This window comes from Rahnella sp. AA (assembly GCF_002834385.1).
Taxonomy (GTDB): domain Bacteria; phylum Pseudomonadota; class Gammaproteobacteria; order Enterobacterales; family Enterobacteriaceae; genus Rahnella.
Window position 1 is genome coordinate 301563 of the sequence record NZ_PITQ01000006.1, and the last position, 17625, is coordinate 319187.

Annotated in this window: 18 protein-coding genes; 13 read left to right on the forward strand and 5 right to left on the reverse strand. The window is 53.5% G+C overall.

The window, feature by feature from the left end; translation table 11 throughout:
* Positions 1-4 precede the first annotated feature (4 nt).
* Entirely contained in the window at positions 5-2491 is a 2487-nt protein-coding gene (locus tag CWS43_RS16485; RefSeq protein ID WP_101078131.1) for a membrane-bound PQQ-dependent dehydrogenase, glucose/quinate/shikimate family, read from the reverse strand.
* Positions 2492-2912: 421 nt separating this feature from the next.
* The gene (locus CWS43_RS16490; RefSeq protein ID WP_101078134.1) at positions 2913-3800 is read right to left on the reverse strand and encodes a LysR family transcriptional regulator; all 888 of its coding nucleotides are present in this window, start codon (positions 3798-3800) and stop codon (positions 2913-2915) included.
* Positions 3801-3941: 141 nt separating this feature from the next.
* Here CWS43_RS16490 and CWS43_RS16495 point away from each other — a divergent pair, with 141 nt between their 5' ends.
* The 12 genes from CWS43_RS16495 to metQ all read left to right on the forward strand — a co-directional run bounded on the left by CWS43_RS16495 (position 3942) and on the right by metQ (position 15891).
* Complete coding sequence (locus CWS43_RS16495; RefSeq protein WP_101078136.1) at positions 3942-5504, forward strand: ABC transporter substrate-binding protein; 1563 nt, start codon at positions 3942-3944, stop codon at positions 5502-5504.
* Positions 5505-5602: 98 nt separating this feature from the next.
* Positions 5603-6487 carry a dihydrodipicolinate synthase family protein gene (locus tag CWS43_RS16500; RefSeq protein WP_101078138.1) on the forward strand — a complete coding sequence of 295 codons (885 nt, stop codon included), beginning with the start codon at positions 5603-5605 and terminating at the stop codon, positions 6485-6487.
* Positions 6484-7434 (forward strand): nucleoside hydrolase, encoded by a 951-nt coding sequence (locus CWS43_RS16505; RefSeq protein ID WP_101078140.1) that lies wholly within the window; start codon positions 6484-6486, stop codon positions 7432-7434. The genes CWS43_RS16500 and CWS43_RS16505 overlap by 4 nt, the downstream gene beginning before the upstream one ends.
* Positions 7435-7438: 4 nt before the next feature.
* Positions 7439-8389 (forward strand): nucleoside hydrolase, encoded by a 951-nt coding sequence (locus CWS43_RS16510; protein WP_101078142.1) that lies wholly within the window; start codon positions 7439-7441, stop codon positions 8387-8389.
* The gene (locus CWS43_RS16515; RefSeq protein ID WP_101078144.1) at positions 8386-9360 is read left to right on the forward strand and encodes an ABC transporter permease; all 975 of its coding nucleotides are present in this window, start codon (positions 8386-8388) and stop codon (positions 9358-9360) included. The genes CWS43_RS16510 and CWS43_RS16515 overlap by 4 nt, the downstream gene beginning before the upstream one ends.
* The gene (locus CWS43_RS16520) at positions 9360-10277 is read left to right on the forward strand and encodes an ABC transporter permease (RefSeq protein ID WP_101078146.1); all 918 of its coding nucleotides are present in this window, start codon (positions 9360-9362) and stop codon (positions 10275-10277) included. The genes CWS43_RS16515 and CWS43_RS16520 overlap by 1 nt, the downstream gene beginning before the upstream one ends.
* Before the next feature lie 2 nt (positions 10278-10279).
* Positions 10280-12079, forward strand: coding sequence for an ABC transporter ATP-binding protein (locus CWS43_RS16525; RefSeq protein ID WP_101078148.1), 1800 nt, complete (start codon positions 10280-10282; stop codon positions 12077-12079).
* A gap of 141 nt (positions 12080-12220) precedes the next feature.
* Entirely contained in the window at positions 12221-12499 is a 279-nt protein-coding gene (locus CWS43_RS16530; protein WP_101078149.1) for a type II toxin-antitoxin system RelE/ParE family toxin, read from the forward strand.
* The gene (locus CWS43_RS16535) at positions 12499-12783 is read left to right on the forward strand and encodes a HigA family addiction module antitoxin (protein ID WP_101078151.1); all 285 of its coding nucleotides are present in this window, start codon (positions 12499-12501) and stop codon (positions 12781-12783) included. The genes CWS43_RS16530 and CWS43_RS16535 overlap by 1 nt, the downstream gene beginning before the upstream one ends.
* A gap of 370 nt (positions 12784-13153) precedes the next feature.
* Entirely contained in the window at positions 13154-14365 is a 1212-nt protein-coding gene (locus CWS43_RS16540) for an MFS transporter (protein ID WP_101078153.1), read from the forward strand.
* Positions 14366-14544: 179 nt separating this feature from the next.
* Positions 14545-14793: a hypothetical protein gene (locus CWS43_RS27260; protein WP_157825406.1), complete on the forward strand. Its 249-nt coding sequence runs from the start codon at positions 14545-14547 to the stop codon at positions 14791-14793.
* A gap of 285 nt (positions 14794-15078) precedes the next feature.
* Complete coding sequence (gene metQ, locus CWS43_RS16545; RefSeq protein WP_101078155.1) at positions 15079-15891, forward strand: methionine ABC transporter substrate-binding lipoprotein MetQ; 813 nt, start codon at positions 15079-15081, stop codon at positions 15889-15891.
* Between the two features lie 86 nt (positions 15892-15977).
* On the opposite strand, the gene CWS43_RS16550 is transcribed toward metQ, so the two are convergent.
* Positions 15978-16157 carry a DUF2158 domain-containing protein gene (locus CWS43_RS16550; protein WP_101078157.1) on the reverse strand — a complete coding sequence of 60 codons (180 nt, stop codon included), beginning with the start codon at positions 16155-16157 and terminating at the stop codon, positions 15978-15980.
* A 145-nt stretch (positions 16158-16302) separates the two neighbouring features.
* On the opposite strand from CWS43_RS16550, the gene CWS43_RS16555 reads away from it, so the two are divergent.
* Positions 16303-16734 carry an OsmC family protein gene (locus CWS43_RS16555; protein ID WP_101078159.1) on the forward strand — a complete coding sequence of 144 codons (432 nt, stop codon included), beginning with the start codon at positions 16303-16305 and terminating at the stop codon, positions 16732-16734.
* Between the two features lie 66 nt (positions 16735-16800).
* Here the strand turns inward: CWS43_RS16555 and CWS43_RS16560 are convergent, their stop codons facing one another.
* Together CWS43_RS16560 and CWS43_RS16565 are read right to left on the reverse strand one after the other, a co-directional pair.
* A complete protein-coding gene (locus tag CWS43_RS16560) occupies positions 16801-17148 on the reverse strand; it encodes a type II toxin-antitoxin system RelE/ParE family toxin (RefSeq protein ID WP_101078162.1) in 348 nt (115 codons plus the stop codon).
* Positions 17149-17181: 33 nt separating this feature from the next.
* Positions 17182-17415, reverse strand: coding sequence for a type II toxin-antitoxin system Phd/YefM family antitoxin (locus CWS43_RS16565; RefSeq protein ID WP_101078164.1), 234 nt, complete (start codon positions 17413-17415; stop codon positions 17182-17184).
* Between the last annotated feature and the right edge of the window lie 210 nt (positions 17416-17625).

Genomic DNA, 17625 nt, shown 5'->3' on the forward strand with positions numbered 1-17625 from the left:
CGAATTACTTCTGATCTGGTAATGCGTAGGCAATCACGTAGTCGCCGCGTTCTGCGGACTGACGTGCGCCACCGGCGCTGATGATGATGTACTGTTTACCGGTTTTCGGGGAAACGTAAGTCATCGGGCCGGACTGGCTGCCCACCGGCAGGCGGGATTTCCAGATTTCTTTACCGGTTGCGGTATCGAACGCGCGCAGATAGAAATCCTGCGTACCGGCGAAGAACAGCAGGCCGGATTGCGTTGACAGGCTCGCGCCCAGCGTTGGCATACCGACTTCCATTGGCATACGCATTTTGATGCCCAGCGGACCGGTGTCTTTCACCGTACCGACAGGAACCTGCCAGACGATTTTACCGGTTTTCAGGTTAACCGCAGACATCGTACCGAACGGTGGTTTCTGGCAGGGAATGCCCAGCGGAGACAGGAAACGCTCGCGGACTGCGCCGAACGGCGTACCGTCCATCGGCACCATCCCCATCTCAATACCGCTCGCGCCGGTTGGCACTTTGGCACGCGGAACCATGTAGTTCGCCAGACCCAGACGCATATCATTCACGAACATGATGGCGTTGTTCGGATCAACCGACACGCTACCCCAGTTCATGCCGCCCAGAGAACCCGGGAATTGCAGGGAACGATCCAGACCCGGAGGCGTATAAACGCCCTCGTGACGCATGCCTTTGAACTCGATGCGGCACAGCAACTGGTCCATCGGCGTTGCGCCCCACATGTCAGACTCTTTCAAAGTCTGGTTGCCGATGTTTGGCATACCGACGGAGAAAGGCTGCGTTTTGGAGTAGCGTTCGCCAGGGACGTTACCCTGCGGCACTTCGCGGTTTTCCACTTTCGCGACCGGCTGGCCGGTTTCGCGGTTCAGCATGAAAATCATGCCTTGTTTGGAAGTCTGCACCAGAACCGGCGTGCTGCCACCTTTACCGTCCGGCAGGTCATACAGCAGCGGCTGAGACGGCAGGTCAAAGTCCCACAGATCGTGATGTGTGGTCTGGAACGTCCAGCGAACTTTACCGGTTGTGGCTTCAACAGCGACCACGGATGAACTGTATTTATCATCCAGCTCGGTACGCGTGCCGCCGAAGAAGTCAGGCGTGGCGTTGCCGGTTGGCATATAAATCAGACCCAGTTTCGGATCATAAGACATCGCTGACCAGACGTTCGGCGTACCGCGCGTGTACGTTTCACCTTCCGGTGGCAGTTTGGTGATGTTCGGATTACCCGGATCCCATGCCCAAACCAGTGCGCCGGTGTGAACGTCAAACGCACGCACCACGCCCGGAGGTTCGCCGGTGGAGAAGTTATCGGCGACACGGCCACCGACCACGACCACATTACCCGCGACCAGCGGGGTAGAGGTCTGCTGGTAGTAGCCCGGTTTCACTTCACCCATGCCGACTTTCAGGTCAACCACGCCGTTGTCACCGAAATCAGCACAAGGCTTGCCGGTGTCGGCGTTGATGGCGATCAGACGCGCATCGATGGTTGGCAGGAACAGACGACGTTCGCAGGTTCCGCTCACGGTACCGCCGGTGGCCGCTGGCGCTTGTGGCGCATCAGAAACCGGCGCGGCCGCTTCGGAAGCCGCTGGTGTTACCGGCTCGGCCGCAGGAACGGCTGCCGGTTGAGCTGCCGGTGCCTGTGGCGCCGCGCTGTTCTCGCTGCTGTTTTCGTAATAGCCCAGACCACGGCAACGCTGCCAGTTCGGCGCGGTAGAGTTGGAGTCGTAAGCCCAAAGCTTTTTACCGTCATCCACAGAAAGCGCGATCACTTTGCTGTACGCGGTACACACAAACAGCTTGTCACCGATTTGCAGCGGTGTGTTCTGGTCTTCTGCACCGGAACCGTTGCTCTGCGGGATATCGCCGGTATGCGCAATCCACGCAACCTGCAATTTATCGATGTTGGTTTTGTTGATCTGATCCAGTGCAGCAAAACGATCGCCTGCGGTGGTGTTGCCCCAGTTCGCCCAGTTTTTCTGTTCCGCATCTTTATCAACCGGTTTGACCGGAACCTGATCGTTATCAGCGCTGATGATTGGCGTCGGCACGAACGTGTTACCGAATGCCGCAATCAGGGCTACCGCCAGCACGGCGGCGAGCGAGAAGCTCGGGCCTTTGCGGGCAACAAGGCCCGCACGCGATTTCAGTAGCGGATAAGCCAGTGCGATGAGGAAGGCCAGAACACCAAAGGTGAACAGGCGGGAGAACAGCGGCCAGAAGGTAAAACCGGCGTCCCAGATAGCCCAGATAACAGAAAGCACGAAGGCGACGGCGTAGAGCCACGCGCCCGAAGGCTTGCCTTTGAAAATTAAAACGGCGGAAACGACGAGCGCCAGACCCATCAGCAGGAAGTAAATGCTTCCTCCCAATGTGGCCAGATACGCACCGCCGATGCCGAGTGTCAGGCCGATAACGGCCATCAGCGCACTCAGCAGCCAGAGGAGCCAGGTCCATTTACTCTTAATTGTTGGCATGATTTATCTCACTGCACATATGTTGTAGACAAAATTATTGTAGTCAAGATGTGTGAAAAGCTGGAAACACGTAATGAACACCTGTTATCAAATGAACCAGATAGGACAATTTCGCGCAAATAGTAATACTTCTCATCGGGGTTGTGAATGTGTAACGAAGAGTTTGAAATTAGGTAAATTATTATAAGTGAGATTACTCTTTGTACGGCTAATTGTTAGTGTATTGATTTAAATGGAATAAAAAAAACGACTTATTCAAATAAATGATGTTGCAGGAAGTTTATATAGCCTTTAAGTCTATTTGGGCGCGCTATTTACCCACAAATGGCTTAAACAGAATGGAGAGTGTGACAGCAATCACAAAGAAATGTGACTTTGTGTGAACCTTTTGGTGGGTTTTCGGGGGGGCTGTCACAAAGGATCACAGATAACCTTCGATTAACGTCTTCATTTCTTGAGTAATGTGTTCTACCAGACGACTTTTCGGGATCTGCGGCGGGAATACGGCAAGATAGGCAATACTTATATCTGGCGTAAATGGCTTGAGCACAATATCGCTCTTGTGGCTGCGCGCCGTAATGTAATCGACGATGCCGATGCCCAGATTATTCCCCGCCATGATGCAGCAATTATTAAGCGACGTTTCGATAGGGTTGTTCATATACAGGTCGAGACGGCTCATGACCTGATCCAGCTGTTCGCGCAGCGGCGTTTTCCGGCCAGGAATAATGGGGCGATAGCGGGTCAGGTCCATCGCAGTCACCACGTCCTGTTTTGCCAGCGGATGCCTTGGCGACATCACCGCTACCGCGTTGGCCTGCGCCAGCATTTCGGCTTCCAGCCCCTTTACATCGGGCTTTCCGAAGATAAACCCCACGTCGTACTGGTTGCCGGTGACCACATCCATAATGTGCGTCGTGCTTTCGATATCGAGAAACAGTGAGATATCCGCAATCTCTTCAATCAGCGGTGGCAGCACGTGCTCAACACACAGCGGCGAAAGTGCCGCGACGCTGCCGATACGCAAAACGCTGCCTTTAGAGTGGCGGATTTCGTCGGCGATACGTGAAATATGTTCAAGTCCGAGGTAAAGGCGTTCGACTTCACGGTACAACTTGATGGCATCGTCGCGCGGGATCAGCCCGCGACCGTCGCGGTCAAACAGCTTCAGATCGATGGCATATTCAAAGTCACGGATCAGCCTGCTGACCGCGGGCTGCGTGATATTCATCATATTCGCCGCCGCCGTAATCCCGCCAGTGAGGATCACTTTGTGAAAGGCTTCGACCTGTCGGGGATTAATTTTCATAATATTTCCTCAGAATCCATAACATTTGTTTATGGATGTAACACAAAATACAATTTTCAATCCAGAAGTCCACCCCCTAGACTCCGATTTACGATCTGACACACATTGCCTGAAAATCTAAAATAATTAAGGGTTAAATGCATGAGAAAGTCCGTTCTGGCCGCAGTGCTTTCCTCGGCGCTGGCCACCATTTCAGGGTTTCAAACCTTTGCAGCACAGGCCGCTGACCTGAATATTGGTCTTGCTGCGTCAACGACTTCGATGGATCCTCAGTTTTATGTGGGTGGCGCCAACAGCGCGATGGCCCGCAATATCTTTGACGGCCTGGTGAATCAGGACGAAAAACAACACATATCGCCTGCACTTGCCGTCTCGTGGAAAGTCATCAACGACACCACCTGGGAATTCGCCCTGCGTCCCGGCGTGAAATTCCACGACGGCAGTGACTTCACCGCCAAAGACGTGATCGCCAGCATCAAACGCGTGGCGCTGGCCTCTGAAAACAGCCCTAGCGCCTACACGCCGTACGTCAACGACATTGCTGACGTCACGGAAGTGAACCCGCTAACGGTGAGAATTGTCACCAAAACGCCGACACCTTTATTGCTCAACAACCTGAGCCGCGTGGCAATTTTACCGGCGCGTCTGGAAACGGTGCCCTCGCAAACCCTGAACGAAGGGAAAGACGTTATCGGCACCGGGCCGTTCAAATTTGTCAGCTGGACGCCGGACGACAACGTGGTGCTGGCACGCAATGACCAGTACTGGGGCGGAAAATCGCAGTGGGACAAAGTCACGTTGCGCGTCTTCAAAAACCCGAGCGCACGCGTGGCCGCGATGCGTTCCGGTGACGTGGATTTAATTGAAAGCGTGCCGACGGCGGACGGGCGGGATCTGGCGAAACAAACCAGCCTGCATCTGGAATCTGTCGCCGGTAACCGCATTTTGTATTTACACCCGGATCAGGATCGCGATGTGTCGCCGTTTGCCAAAGGGCCGGACGGCAGCAATCCGCTGAAAAAGCGGGAAGTGCGTGAGGCGATGTCGCTGGCGATTAACCGTCAGGCAATCGTTGACCGCATTATGGACGGGCAGGGCGTTCCGGCCTCGCAGCTGGTGCCGAAAGGGTATTTCGGCTACACGCCGTCGATTGCCGCACCGGTTTATGATCCGGCGAAAGCCAAACAGCTGCTGGCGCAGGCGGGATATCCGGACGGTTTCACCCTGACGTTCCACGCCTCAAACGACCGCTATCCGAACGATTCTAAAATTGCGCAGGCGCTCGGCCAGATGTTCAGCCGCGTGGGCATCAAAACTGATGTCGTGACCATGCCGGGCAGCGTCTATTTCTCGCGGGCCTCGAAGCGTGATTTCAGCCTGATTATGGGCGGCGCGGCGATTGAAACCGGCGAAGCGTCGGGCGTGCTCGGGCCGCTGCTCGAGACTTTCGGGCCGAACGGCGGGCAAGGTAACCGCGGGCGTTATTCGAATCCTGAATTTGATAAAACGCTGGCCAAAGCGCGGGAAACCCTCGACGACGGCCAGCGTGAAAAGCTGTTGCAACAGGCCACAGAGATTGCGATGAAGGACGAAGGCACCATTCCGCTGCTGTTCCTCTCGTATACCTGGGCAATGAAAACCCCTTACAGCTACACAGGCCGATCTGATGGCTACACATTGCCGTACTTTGTCCATCAAAAGTAAGTGTTCAGCGGCATAAGAACACGGACAACGTACATACCGAACCAAGGCGGGAATAGAGCACCAACACCAGGGTTGTTCTAAGAAAAGAGAGAGAAGCTATGACTTCTTTTAGCGGTGTGTATCCCTATCTGGTTTCGCCGGTTACCCCCGACGGCCAGATAGACAAACCGGTGCTTACGGCACTGGTCGGGCATCTGATTGATAGCGGCGTGCACGGTCTGACGCCGCTGGGCAGTACAGGTGAGTTTGCTTATCTCAGCGCAGAGCAGCGCACTGAGGTTGTCAAAACAGTCGTTGAAGCCGCTCGGGGCCGCGTTCCGGTCATTGCCGGAGTCGCAGCCACCACCATCCAGGACGCTGTCGCGCAAACCGCTCGCTACGCCGCTCTGGGTGTCGACGGTATTCTGGCGATCCTGGAAGCGTATTTCCCGGTGCCCGAACAGGGTGTGGAAGATTACTTCCGCGCCATCGCGCTGGCCGCCGGAAAACTGCCGGTCGTGCTGTACACCAATCCGCAATTCCAGCGTTCCGATCTCAGCCTGCCGGTGATTGAGCGGCTGAGCCATGTTGAGAACATTAACTATATTAAAGATGCGTCGACCAATACCGGGCGGCTGCTGTCGATCATAGAGCGCACACAAGGGCGGATGCAGGTCTTTGCCGCGTCGGCGCATATTCCGGTGTGTGTCATGATGATCGGTGGCGTGGGCTGGATGGCCGGACCGGCCTGTATTGTCCCGAAACAGAGTCTCGCGCTTTACGAGGCCGCACGTCAGGGCGACTGGAAAAAGGCCATGGAACTGCAACGACCGCTGTGGCGCATCAACGAAATCTTCGCCAAATATTCGATTGCCGGATGCATCAAAGCCGCACTGCAATTGCAGGGGTTTGAGGTTGGTGATCCGCTCCCGCCGCAAATTCCGCTCAATGATGCGGCGCGTCAGGAAATCGCAGAAGTCCTGCGTTCGGTCGGTGCTTTATGAAAACGCTGCCGGTGATTATTGACTGCGATCCGGGCATCGACGATGCCATAGCGTTACTCAGCGCTTTTGTTGCACCACAGCTAAATATCATCGGTATCTGCACCGTTTGCGGTAATCAGCCGCTGGCAAATACCTTACGCAACGCGCTGCAAATTACCGAACTGGGTTACCGCATGGACATTCCGGTATTTGCCGGATGCCATCAGCCGATGCTGCGCGCGCCGCTCCACGGCCAGTTTCACGGTGAGAACGGACTGGGCAATACCGCGTTTCCGGCCCCCAAAAAACTGCCTGAAACTCAGCATGCGGTTAACTTTCTGATCGACAGGTGCGAACAGGCAATTGCCGATAATCAGCCGCTGACGCTTTGCGTGCTTGGGCCGCTGACCAACCTTGCCACGGCGCTGCGCATCAAACCGCACATTGCCGCCGGTATTTCCTGCGTGGTGCTGATGGGCGGCGCGTACCGCGAAGCCGGTAACCGCACCATGACTTCCGAATTCAACATGCTGGCCGATCCGCACGCCGCGCATATCGTTTTTTCCAGCCCGCTTAACATTACGGTTTTGCCACTCGACGCGACGCATCAGGTCATTCTGACGCCGGAACATGTGGCGAAGTTCGTCAAAGTTTCCGGCCGTATTTCTGCGCAACTCGGTGAGCTGATGGCATTCTGGGATCGCAATGACGTGCGCCGTTATGGTTCCCGCGGCGGGCCGTTGCACGATCCGCTGGTGATCGCCTATGTCCTTGCGCCGGAGCTGTTCGGCACGGAAAAAGCGCGGGTCTTTATCGAACATAACAGTGAGTTATGTATGGGGCAGACCGTCGCCGACTGGTACGGAAAATCGGGCGAAACCCCGAACGTCGATATTGTGACACGCGTGGATGCGAACAAAGTCTTCGCGCTGTTTTACGAACTGCTCTCACGCTATGCCGGGAAATAATCCTATGACGCAGCGCATCATTATTGATACCGATCCGGGCGTGGATGACGCCATTGCGCTGTGGCTGGCGCTGGCTTCGCCGGAGCTGGACGTGCTCGGCGTGACGGTAGTCGCCGGAAATGTGGCGCTGAAAGACGCCGTGCAGAATGCCTGCAAAATTGTCGCGCTCTCGGGAAAAACCGCGACGCCGGTGTTTGCCGGTGCGCCCGGTCCGCTGGTGCGTGAACAGGTTTACGGCAAATACGCGCATATCGGCGCATTCAGAAATGAGCTGGTGCCTGACAGCAAGCTGCAACCGCAGGCGGAACACGCTGTTGATTTTCTGGTGCGTACGCTGCGAAAAGCCGCTGATGACAACGACCTGGTGACGCTGTGCGTGATTGGCCCGATGACCAATATTGCGCTGGCGCTCGGGATGCACCCGGACGTGGCGCGCGGCATTAAACAAATCGTCACCATGAGTTGCGCGTTTACCGCGCTCGGGCACCGCGTGCCCTGGGCTGAATTTAACGCATATGCCGATCCGCACGCGGCCGAAAAAGTGTTTAACAGCGGCGTTCCGCTGGTGATCATGCCGCTGGATATGACGTTTCAGGCGCTGATTGGCACCGGTGATATTGAAGCACTAAAACAGGACGGCGGCCTTCCGGGGCAGGCCATTGCGGCGCTGCTGGGCGCGTTTGATCGCAGTGATTTACGCCGTTTTGGCCGCGACGGCGGACCGGTTCATGACGCGACCGTGATCGCCTGGCTGCTACAGCCGGGGCTGTTTGACGGTTTACCTGCCCGCGTGGGCGTTGAGATCTCCGGCAAAACCGCCGGTTATACCTATGCTGATTTCTGGCAAAAACTGGCGACACCGCCCAATGCGCACGTCATGCAAAGTGTCGATGAATACGGTTTCTTCAGCCTGCTGCGTCGCGTCATTTCCCGTTACGGCGCAGCGCAAAAATGAGCCGGTATCTGCTCGGGCGCTTCGGGCAAACGCTGCTCACGCTGTTTGTGATGTCGCTGCTGGTGTTTGGCGGCGTTTATCTGGTGGGAAATCCGGTGGACCTGCTGCTCAGCACCACCGCAACGCCCGCCGAGCGGCTCAGTGTGATCCAGTCCTTCGGCCTCGACAAACCGGTGTGGGAACAGTACGGCCTGTTTCTGGTGAACGCGCTGCACGGCGACATGGGCAACTCCTTTATCTACAACCAGCCCGCGTTGCACCTGATTTTCCAGCGGATGCCCGCCACGCTCGAACTGGCGCTGGTGGCCTTTGTGCTGGCATTGGTGATTGGTATTCCGCTCGGCGTTTATGCCGGTTTGCGCCCGGACGGCTGGCTTTCCAAATCCATCATGACCGTCTCGATTTTAGGTTTCAGCCTGCCCACATTCTGGATCGGGCTGATGATGATTATGTTTTTCAGCGTCAAACTGGGTGTGCTGCCTGCGTCGGGGCGTGGCGCGACGGTGGACATTTTTGGCGTACCCGTCAGCCTGTTTACCTCCGATGGCCTCGCGCATCTGCTCCTGCCTGCGTTCAATCTCGCATTGTTCAAGATCTCGCTGATCATCCGCCTGACCCGCGCCGGTGTGCTCGAATGCCTGCAACAGGATTTCATCCGTTTTGCCCGCGCCAAAGGGCTTTCTGAAAGCCGCATCGTGCTGGTTCACGTTCTGAAAAACACGCTGATCCCACTCATTACCGTCATCGGTCTGGAGCTGGGATCGCTGATTGCGTTTGCCGTCGTCACCGAAACTATTTACGCCTGGCCGGGAATGGGCAAGCTGATCATTGACTCGATTGCGGTGCTCGACCGGCCGGTGATTCTGGCGTATCTGATGATCACGGTGGTGATGTTCAGCCTGATCAACCTGCTGGTGGATGTGTTGTACGTGCTGGCCGATCCACGCGTGAGGCTGGGGGGCGAAAACTGATGGCGTCTGATTCGGTACATACCCGAACTGTTGTGCAGGGCAAAGCGCATTCGGCGTTTTACCACACCGTGCGCGCGCTACTGCGCAATAAATTCTCCCTTTGCGGCCTGATTATTTTAGGGATCGCTATTTTGCTGGCGGTGTTCGCGCCGTGGATTTCACCGCAAAATCCGTACGATTTATCACAGCTCGACATTATGGATGGCCGCCTCAAGCCAGGCACGGCCAGCATGAGCGGCATGATTTACTGGCTGGGCACGGACGATCAGGGGCGTGATTTACTGAGCGCCATTCTTTATGGCATGCGAACCAGCCTGCTGGTGGGTGTTTCAAGTGCGCTGATCGCCCTGGCTATCGGTGCTGCGCTGGGGCTGACCAGCGCGTATGCCGGCGGCAAAACCGATGCGCTGATCATGCGCGTTGTCGATATCCAGCTGAGTTTCCCGCCGATTTTAATCGCGCTGATTTTGCTGGCGGTGCTCGGGCAGGGTGTCGATAAAATCATTCTGGCGCTGATCGTCACGCAGTGGGCGTACTACGCGCGCACGGTGCGCGGTTCGGCGCTGCTCGAACGCCGAAAAAGTTACGTGGATGCCGCGCGCAGCATGGCGCTGTCGAATCCGCGCATTCTGTTTCGCCACATTTTGCCCAACTGCCTGCCGCCTCTGATTGTGGTCGCGACCATGCGCATTGCCTACGCGATCATGCTTGAGGCCACGCTCTCGTTTCTCGGCATCGGCCTGCCGGTCACCGAACCTTCGCTGGGTTTACTCATCGCCAACGGTTTTGATTACCTGATGTCCGGCGATTACTGGATCAGCGTTTTCCCCGGCCTGACGTTGCTGGTGCTGATTGTCGCCATCAACTTAGTCGGCGATGCGCTGCGCGACATCCTTAACCCACGGAATAAGAATTGAAGATGCACAATCCGGTTTTACAGGTCGAAAACCTTAATACCGCTTTCAGCGCAGACGGCGAATGGCTGAACGTGGTGAGGGATCTTTCCTTCTCGATTGGCCCGAAAGAAACGCTGGCGCTGGTGGGCGAATCCGGCTCAGGGAAAAGCGTGACGGCGATGTCGGTCATGCGTTTGCTGGATGAAAAACAGACCCGCTATTCGGGAAAAATTCAGTTCGGCGGACAAGATTTACTCAGCCTGAGCCCGCGCCAGATGCAGAGTATTCGCGGCAACCGCATAGGGATGATTTTTCAGGAGCCGATGACCAGCCTGAATCCGGTGCTGAAAATCGGCGTACAAATTACCGAAGTGCTCAAACGTCATCGCGGCATGGACGATGTCACCGCGCGCGCCGAAGCCGTCCGGCTTTTGGAAAAGGTGCGCATACCGGCGGCTACGTCCCGGCTCAATGAATATCCGCTGAGCTTTTCCGGCGGCATGCGCCAGCGGGTGGTGATTGCCATCGCGCTGGCCTGTAATCCGCGTTTATTAATTGCCGATGAGCCGACGACGGCGCTGGATGTCACTATTCAGGCGCAAATTCTGGCGCTGATAAAATCGCTTCAGGAAGAAGAGGGGATGTCGGTGTTGTTCATCACGCATGATATGGGCGTGGTGGCGGAAGTCGCTGACCGCACGCTGGTGATGCACCGTGGCGAAGCGGTGGAGCTGGCGTCTACACGCGAAATCTTTCATCTGCCGCAACACGCTTATACCCGCGCGCTGCTTTCGGCAGTGCCACGGCTCGGCGCGATGGAGGGTACGACGCTGCCCACCCGTTTTCCGCTGACGGACATGCGCACCGGAGAACCGCAGCCTGTGGCTGGACCGGTCAACACGTTACGCGCCGGAAAGCCGGTGCTCGATGTAAAAAAACTGATTACGCGCTTTGATGTGAAATCCGGCCTGCTGCGGCGGGTGACGGCGCGCGTGCATGCGGTGGAAGATCTCTCGTTCACCCTGCAACCGGGCGAAACGCTCTCGCTGGTCGGGGAATCGGGCTGCGGGAAATCAACCACCGGCCGCACGATTTTGCGTCTCACCGAAGCCACCTCCGGCGAGGTGCTGATCACCGGCCAGGACATCCGCCGTGCCGATCCGGCGCATCTGGCGGAAATCCGCACGCAGGCGCAGATGATTTTTCAGGATCCGTATGAAAGCCTGAATCCGCGTATGCGAATCGGCCAGGCGATTGCCGAACCGATGATAAGTCTCGGCCTGCACAACGCAGAAGGCGCGAAACGCCGCGTCGCGCAACTGCTTGAACAGGTCGGGCTGCAAAGTAATATGGCGTCGCGTTTTCCGCATCAGTTTTCCGGCGGTCAGCGCCAGCGGATCTGCATTGCGCGCGCGCTGGCGCTGGAACCCAAAATGATTATCGCCGACGAAGCCGTTTCGGCGCTGGACGTGTCTGTAAAAGCGCAGGTCATTAATCTGATGCTCGATCTCCAGCAGGAGCTCGGGCTGGCGTATCTGTTTATCTCCCATGATATGGCTGTCGTGGAACGCATCAGCCATCGCGTGGCGGTGATGTATCGGGGGGAAATCGTGGAAATGGGGTCCCGTGCGGATATTTTCGAAAATCCCCAACACATCTATACCCGCAAACTGCTGGACGCCGTGCCGGTGCCCGACCCGGATGTCCGCCGCAAAAGAGCCGTTGCGCCGGAAGAACTCGCCAGCCCGCTGCGCGGCGCCAGCTATCTGCCGCCCGCCCGGCATTACCGCGAAGTCAGAGCGGGGCATTTTGTGCAGGTTTGACAAACTGGCTCAAAGCGGGAACGAACGTCATGCGCTACAGATCAGATATAAATTATCAGGTTACTTTTAATGTAATGCCACTGTTGCATAGGTGGGAACAGTCGTTATACTGTTCCTTACTTAGGAACAGTGGATGTACCGATGATAAAGACTTTCAAACATAAGGGATTGAAAAAATTCTATCAGAAAGGCGATAGCAGCGGCCTGGAGCAGGGGCTCGTTAAGCGCATCCGGCCACGACTGACCGTCCTGGATAATGCAGTCACAATCGATGGCATAGACCTGCCTGGCTATGATCTTCATGAGCTAAAAGGGGACCGTGCTAATACATGGTCAATCAGTATTTCTGGTAACTGGCGTTTGACATTTATTTTTGAAAATGGCGACGTTGATATTCTTAACTTGGAGGATTACCACTAATGGCTATGTTTAATCCGGCATTTCCTGGGGAAGTCATTGGCGAAATTTTAGAAGATGCTGGCGTAAGCCTTCGTCAGTTTGCAACCGCGATGGATATAGCACCATCGACCGCCAGTCGCATTCTCAATGGCAAGGTAAATATTACGCCAGAAATGGCGTTAAAACTCGCAGTAGCCGTCGGTGGCACTGCGGAGACATGGCTTAACATTCAGAATGCCTATAGCCTTGCGCAGGCACGTAAAACGATAGATATCAGCCATGTTCATCGTATTTCTTTCGCTTAATATTTGAGATATTGCAGACTTCGGAGACGAGGAGAAGCTGATTATCATATTCAGTCGTTCAGTGTTTTCCTTTCTCCTTATCCCTGTATTGACCGGTTATTTGCATAAAGATTGATTTTAACCAGATTAGTTACAACATACTTTATATGTGGAGAGATTTTCTGTCCGAGTTATCTGTATGTGCCCTGCAAACCGGCGGCCTGAGATGCCTCTGTAAGCCGCATCGCAGGCGGGGTCTGGCTTAGTCCAAATGGTGATTAGAAATACCCTAACGGTCGTTATAAAAAATCTTGACCTGGTGACGGCGATCACGTTTTATTACGATCAAACTTCATGTCCGTAATAATTCACCCTGCTAAGGATAACTATAATGACTGAGTGCTCATCGCTGGACACCCGGCCAGATACTTCTGCGTTCCGCCGCTGGCTGGCGGTTTTCTCTCTGGCCTGCGGTACATTCGCGCTGGTTAATACTGAATTTCTGCCGATCGGGCTGCTTTCGCCGATTGCGCAGTCTTTGGGCGTGACGGAAGGCCACGCCGGTCTGGCCGTGATGTTGCCGGGATTAATCGCAGCAATTTCTGCTCCGCTGATTATGCTGTTTGCCCGAAAAATAGATCGCCGCCATCTGCTGCTGTTGCTTTCTGCGACGGTAATTCTGGCAAATGGTATCGCCGTGATGGCGGAGTCCTTCAACGTTTTGCTGATCGGACGCATTATTTTGGGGGTCGGCGTCGGGGGGTTCTGGTCATTCGCTATTCCTTCCGGAAGGCGTCTGGTTTCCGAAGAGCAGGGCGCTCGCGCCATTTCGCTGATTACCGCAGGCGTTGCGGTTGGAACCGTTGCCGGGGTGCCTGCCGGGGCATTTATCGGCGATCTGTTTGGCTGGCGGATGGCGTTCACCCTGAATGCCGTTCTGGCGCTGGCTTTCTTTGTGCTGCAATGGCTGGCACTCCCTTCTTTACCCGCGCAACAATCTATAGGTTTGCGTGCAATGCTGGGGGTAACGAAAGTCGCGGGTATCCGTTATGCGCTGATTATCGGCGTGTTTATGGCGGGTGGTCATTTTGCGGCATACACCTACCTCGAACCCTGGCTACGGTTTAATTTGCAACTGTCTGCGAGCAATATCTCTCTGCTGCTGATGGGTTATGGCCTTGCAGGCCTGCTTGGTACTCTGACAACTGAGATTACCGTGCGTGAGTTTGGCGTTAAAAAAGCGTTTATGTTTAATATGCTGTTGCTCAGCGTCTCGGTGCTGGTGTTGTCAGTATTTAATGTGCCGTTACCGCTGGCGGCTGCACTGGTTATCTTGTGGGGGCTGGCATTCGGTGCGTTGCCGGTGTGCCTGAATATCTGGACGTATCAGGCTTCGCCTGCCTTGTTTGAAACCGGTTCAGCGTTGCTTGTGTGCGTATTCCAGACTTCACTGGCGCTGGGGGCCTTGTTTGGCGGGATCCTGGCGGATAGCCGCGGTGTCAGCAGTGCATTTCTGCTCGGCGGCGCGCTGACGCTGCTGGCAGGCATCACCATTTTCCTTTCGCGTCCTCAGCCTGTTGCGCTGCATTCCGCCAATGAATGATCGGTTGCTTACAGGAAATCTCTCCACGTAAGAATCTTGCCGCTACCAAAGGCCCGCTGATTGCGGGCTTAATTTGATATAAGGCAAATAACTCTCAACTATTGTCGATTAATTGTTCGCCTGAACTTCAGCTCCCTGCTATTTTTTAAAAAGGAGTTGAACCTGAGGGAGAGCGCTATATGAGAGTACTTAAAAGTGAAACGGACTATATATCGTCGATGTTTGAAGATTACTTCCGGCTGTCTGAAGCTGCCGTTTCACCTTTAATGAGTGATGCGGAAATTGAAGAGGCTCTTAATGAATTACATCCAAAATCATTTCCCTGCATTGGTTATTTTGTATCTACAGCAAGTGGTTGTATTTACGATGTAAATTATATATCAAAGGATATGCTATCGGAGTGGGTAGTGGAATTAAATATCCGTTAATGAGCTTATTTTATGGTTTTTTATCTTATAAAACATGGCCGGATGGGTAATGATTTCGGCCATGTTTTACTTTATGTTTTATAGAAATAAAAATGAAATAATGTAACTTAAAAGTTAAAATATCATTCTGGGGCCGTCAGTGACTCTGTTTTTCAGGGGATGAATCCATTTTTGCATTAGGTTATTTCTTTTTCGTATTTGCCCATCGTGTAACGCTTTGAAACACTGAGGTCTTTAAAGACGCTGTTTCATTCGTCAAATTATTCACGGAAAGAGTAAGCCTCTATGCGCACAGCACTAAAACTTTCAATTCTGGCACTATCCCTGGTTGGCGCACTGGCGCTGACGGCTTGTGATCAAAAATCCAAAGAGAACCACATTAAGGTGGGTATCAGTGCAGGTATCGATCAGCAAATGTGGGAAACCATCAAGAAAACGGCCAAAGATAAATACAATCTGGATGTTGAAGTGGTGACGTTCAACGATTTCGTATTGCCTAATTCCGCACTAAGCAGTGGCGATATTGATGTTAACTCCTTCCAGCACCGCCCGTATCTCGATAAACAAATTAAAGAACGTGGCTACAAACTGGTTGAAGTCGGCAAAACCTTTGTTTACCCGATCGCGGCATATTCCCGCAAAATCAAATCTATCGATCAACTGAGCGACGGTGCGCAGGTGGCGGTGCCGAATGACCCGACCAATCTCGGCCGTTCACTTTTGCTGCTGCAAAAACAGGGGTTAATCAAACTGAAAGAAGGTGTGGGCTTGCTGCCAACTTCGCTGGATATCATCGAGAACCCGAAACATCTTAAGATTGTTGAGATTGAAGCACCACAGCTCACCCGCGCCATTGACGATGACAAAATTGAACTGGCGATTATCAACACGACCTATTCCGGCCAGGTTGGTCTCACGCCGGGCAAAAACGGGCTGTTTGTCGAAGATAAGAATTCGCCTTACGTGAACATTATTGTGGCGCGGGAAGATAACAAAGACAGCCAGGCCGTGAAGGAACTGGTTGAGGCTTATCACACGGATGCGACAGTCAAAGCGGCAGACGCCATCTATCACGGTGATGCCGTGAAAGGTTGGTAATCTTACAGAAATTAATAAGTAATTCTTGAATCCTGAGATTTCACAATCTCAGGATTTTGTGTATCAATATACTGTAGACCCGGCTTTCAACAAACGCCGAAATCACCGTCTTCGTGATACAAATTCACGGAATCTGCGCTCACTTCGATCTCTTTTTTCGAAAAATCATCCGCACGGGCACACCACAACGTCCCGCCATCAACGCGCAATACAATCATTTTAGGTCCGCCGGTTTTTGGCTGAACCAGATCCTGGGGTTTAAACATGTTTTTCTCTCTGTTTTTTATGTGGGTGAATGAACTCCGTCGTTTGCGTTGAAACCACGGTGAAGCCGCATAGCCGGGCGATCCTCGCGAAACGCAGTGCTAAAGCTATACTTATAGTCAATGTAATACAAACCGGAGGAAAAACATGACCATTCATAAGAAAGGATCGGCGCACTGGGAAGGCGATATTAAACACGGTAAGGGTTACATCTCGTCTGAAAGCGGCGCCCTGAAGGATCAGCCGTACGGATTTAACACCCGCTTCGAAGGCAAAGTCGGGACCAACCCCGAAGAACTGATTGGCGCAGCACACTCTGCCTGTTTCTCAATGGCGTTATCGCTGATGCTCGGCGAAGCAGGGCACACGCCGGAAAGTATCGATACCGTTGCAGATGTGTCACTGGATAAAGTGGATGGCGGATTTGCCATCACTAAGATTGCGCTCGACAGCAAAATCAAACTGCCGGGTATCGATAAAGACAAATTTGACGAAATCATCAAAAAAGCCAAAGCCGGCTGCCCGGTTTCACAGGTGCTGAAAGCGGAAATCACGCTGAGTTATCAGCTGGAAAACTGATGCTCTGTTGAGTCGTCAAGGCCTGAAACAAACAAAGCCACGCGATATTGCGTGGCTTTTGTATTGTCAGCCCATGATCAGCTTTTTAAACAACAGCTCCTGGACGTTTTGCCGCTGCGAAAGCAGCACATACACAGAAATCATGTTTGCCGGTTCGTTATAGGTATAAATGATCCGGTAACCGTTTAAGGTATTGCATTCACGATATTTGATGATCCCCAAAGCCGCCAGGTCGGGTGATATCGGGCAAGACAAGGGAAAGACTTTCACTTTTTCTTCAAACTCATCCAACACGGTATTGATGATTTTTAGCGGATCGTTACCTTGGGAAGTTTGGTAACTCGCAATTTCATCAATGGACAGCTTTACGGTCTGCAGGTATTCAATTGCTATTTTACTTTTCGTTGCTGACATAGGGGATCCCAGTGTTTAGCAAACCCGACCGGATTAGCGGTGTAAGTCTGCTAAAAGCTGTTCTCTCGTGAATGTCCGACCTTCTGCTTTATCATTTTCTGCCAGTGTCAGCAGTTTCAGTAAAGCGATGGTTTCATCCCTTTTTTGTCTGTCTTCAAAGGATTCAATCACATAAGCCGGTTCACCATTCTGAGTGACCAGTATCGGTTGTGAAAGATCAAGTACAGCGGCATGCTTCTTCACGAAGCTGATGGTCTGTATTTGCATGTTTGTTTCTCCGGCCGCCAAGCTTATTGAGGTCTAAATATAGTTCTTTTACAGACTTCATGCAAAAAGAACTTTCCTGTTTCCCATCACACCTCGAAAACATAATTTCCTACCCGTTTGACAAAAATCCGCCGCCTGCCATTACTTGATCATTCCCTTAAACCGAATGCTGAGCGATAGCGTTCGATTATATGTAGAGGTCTTGATCGC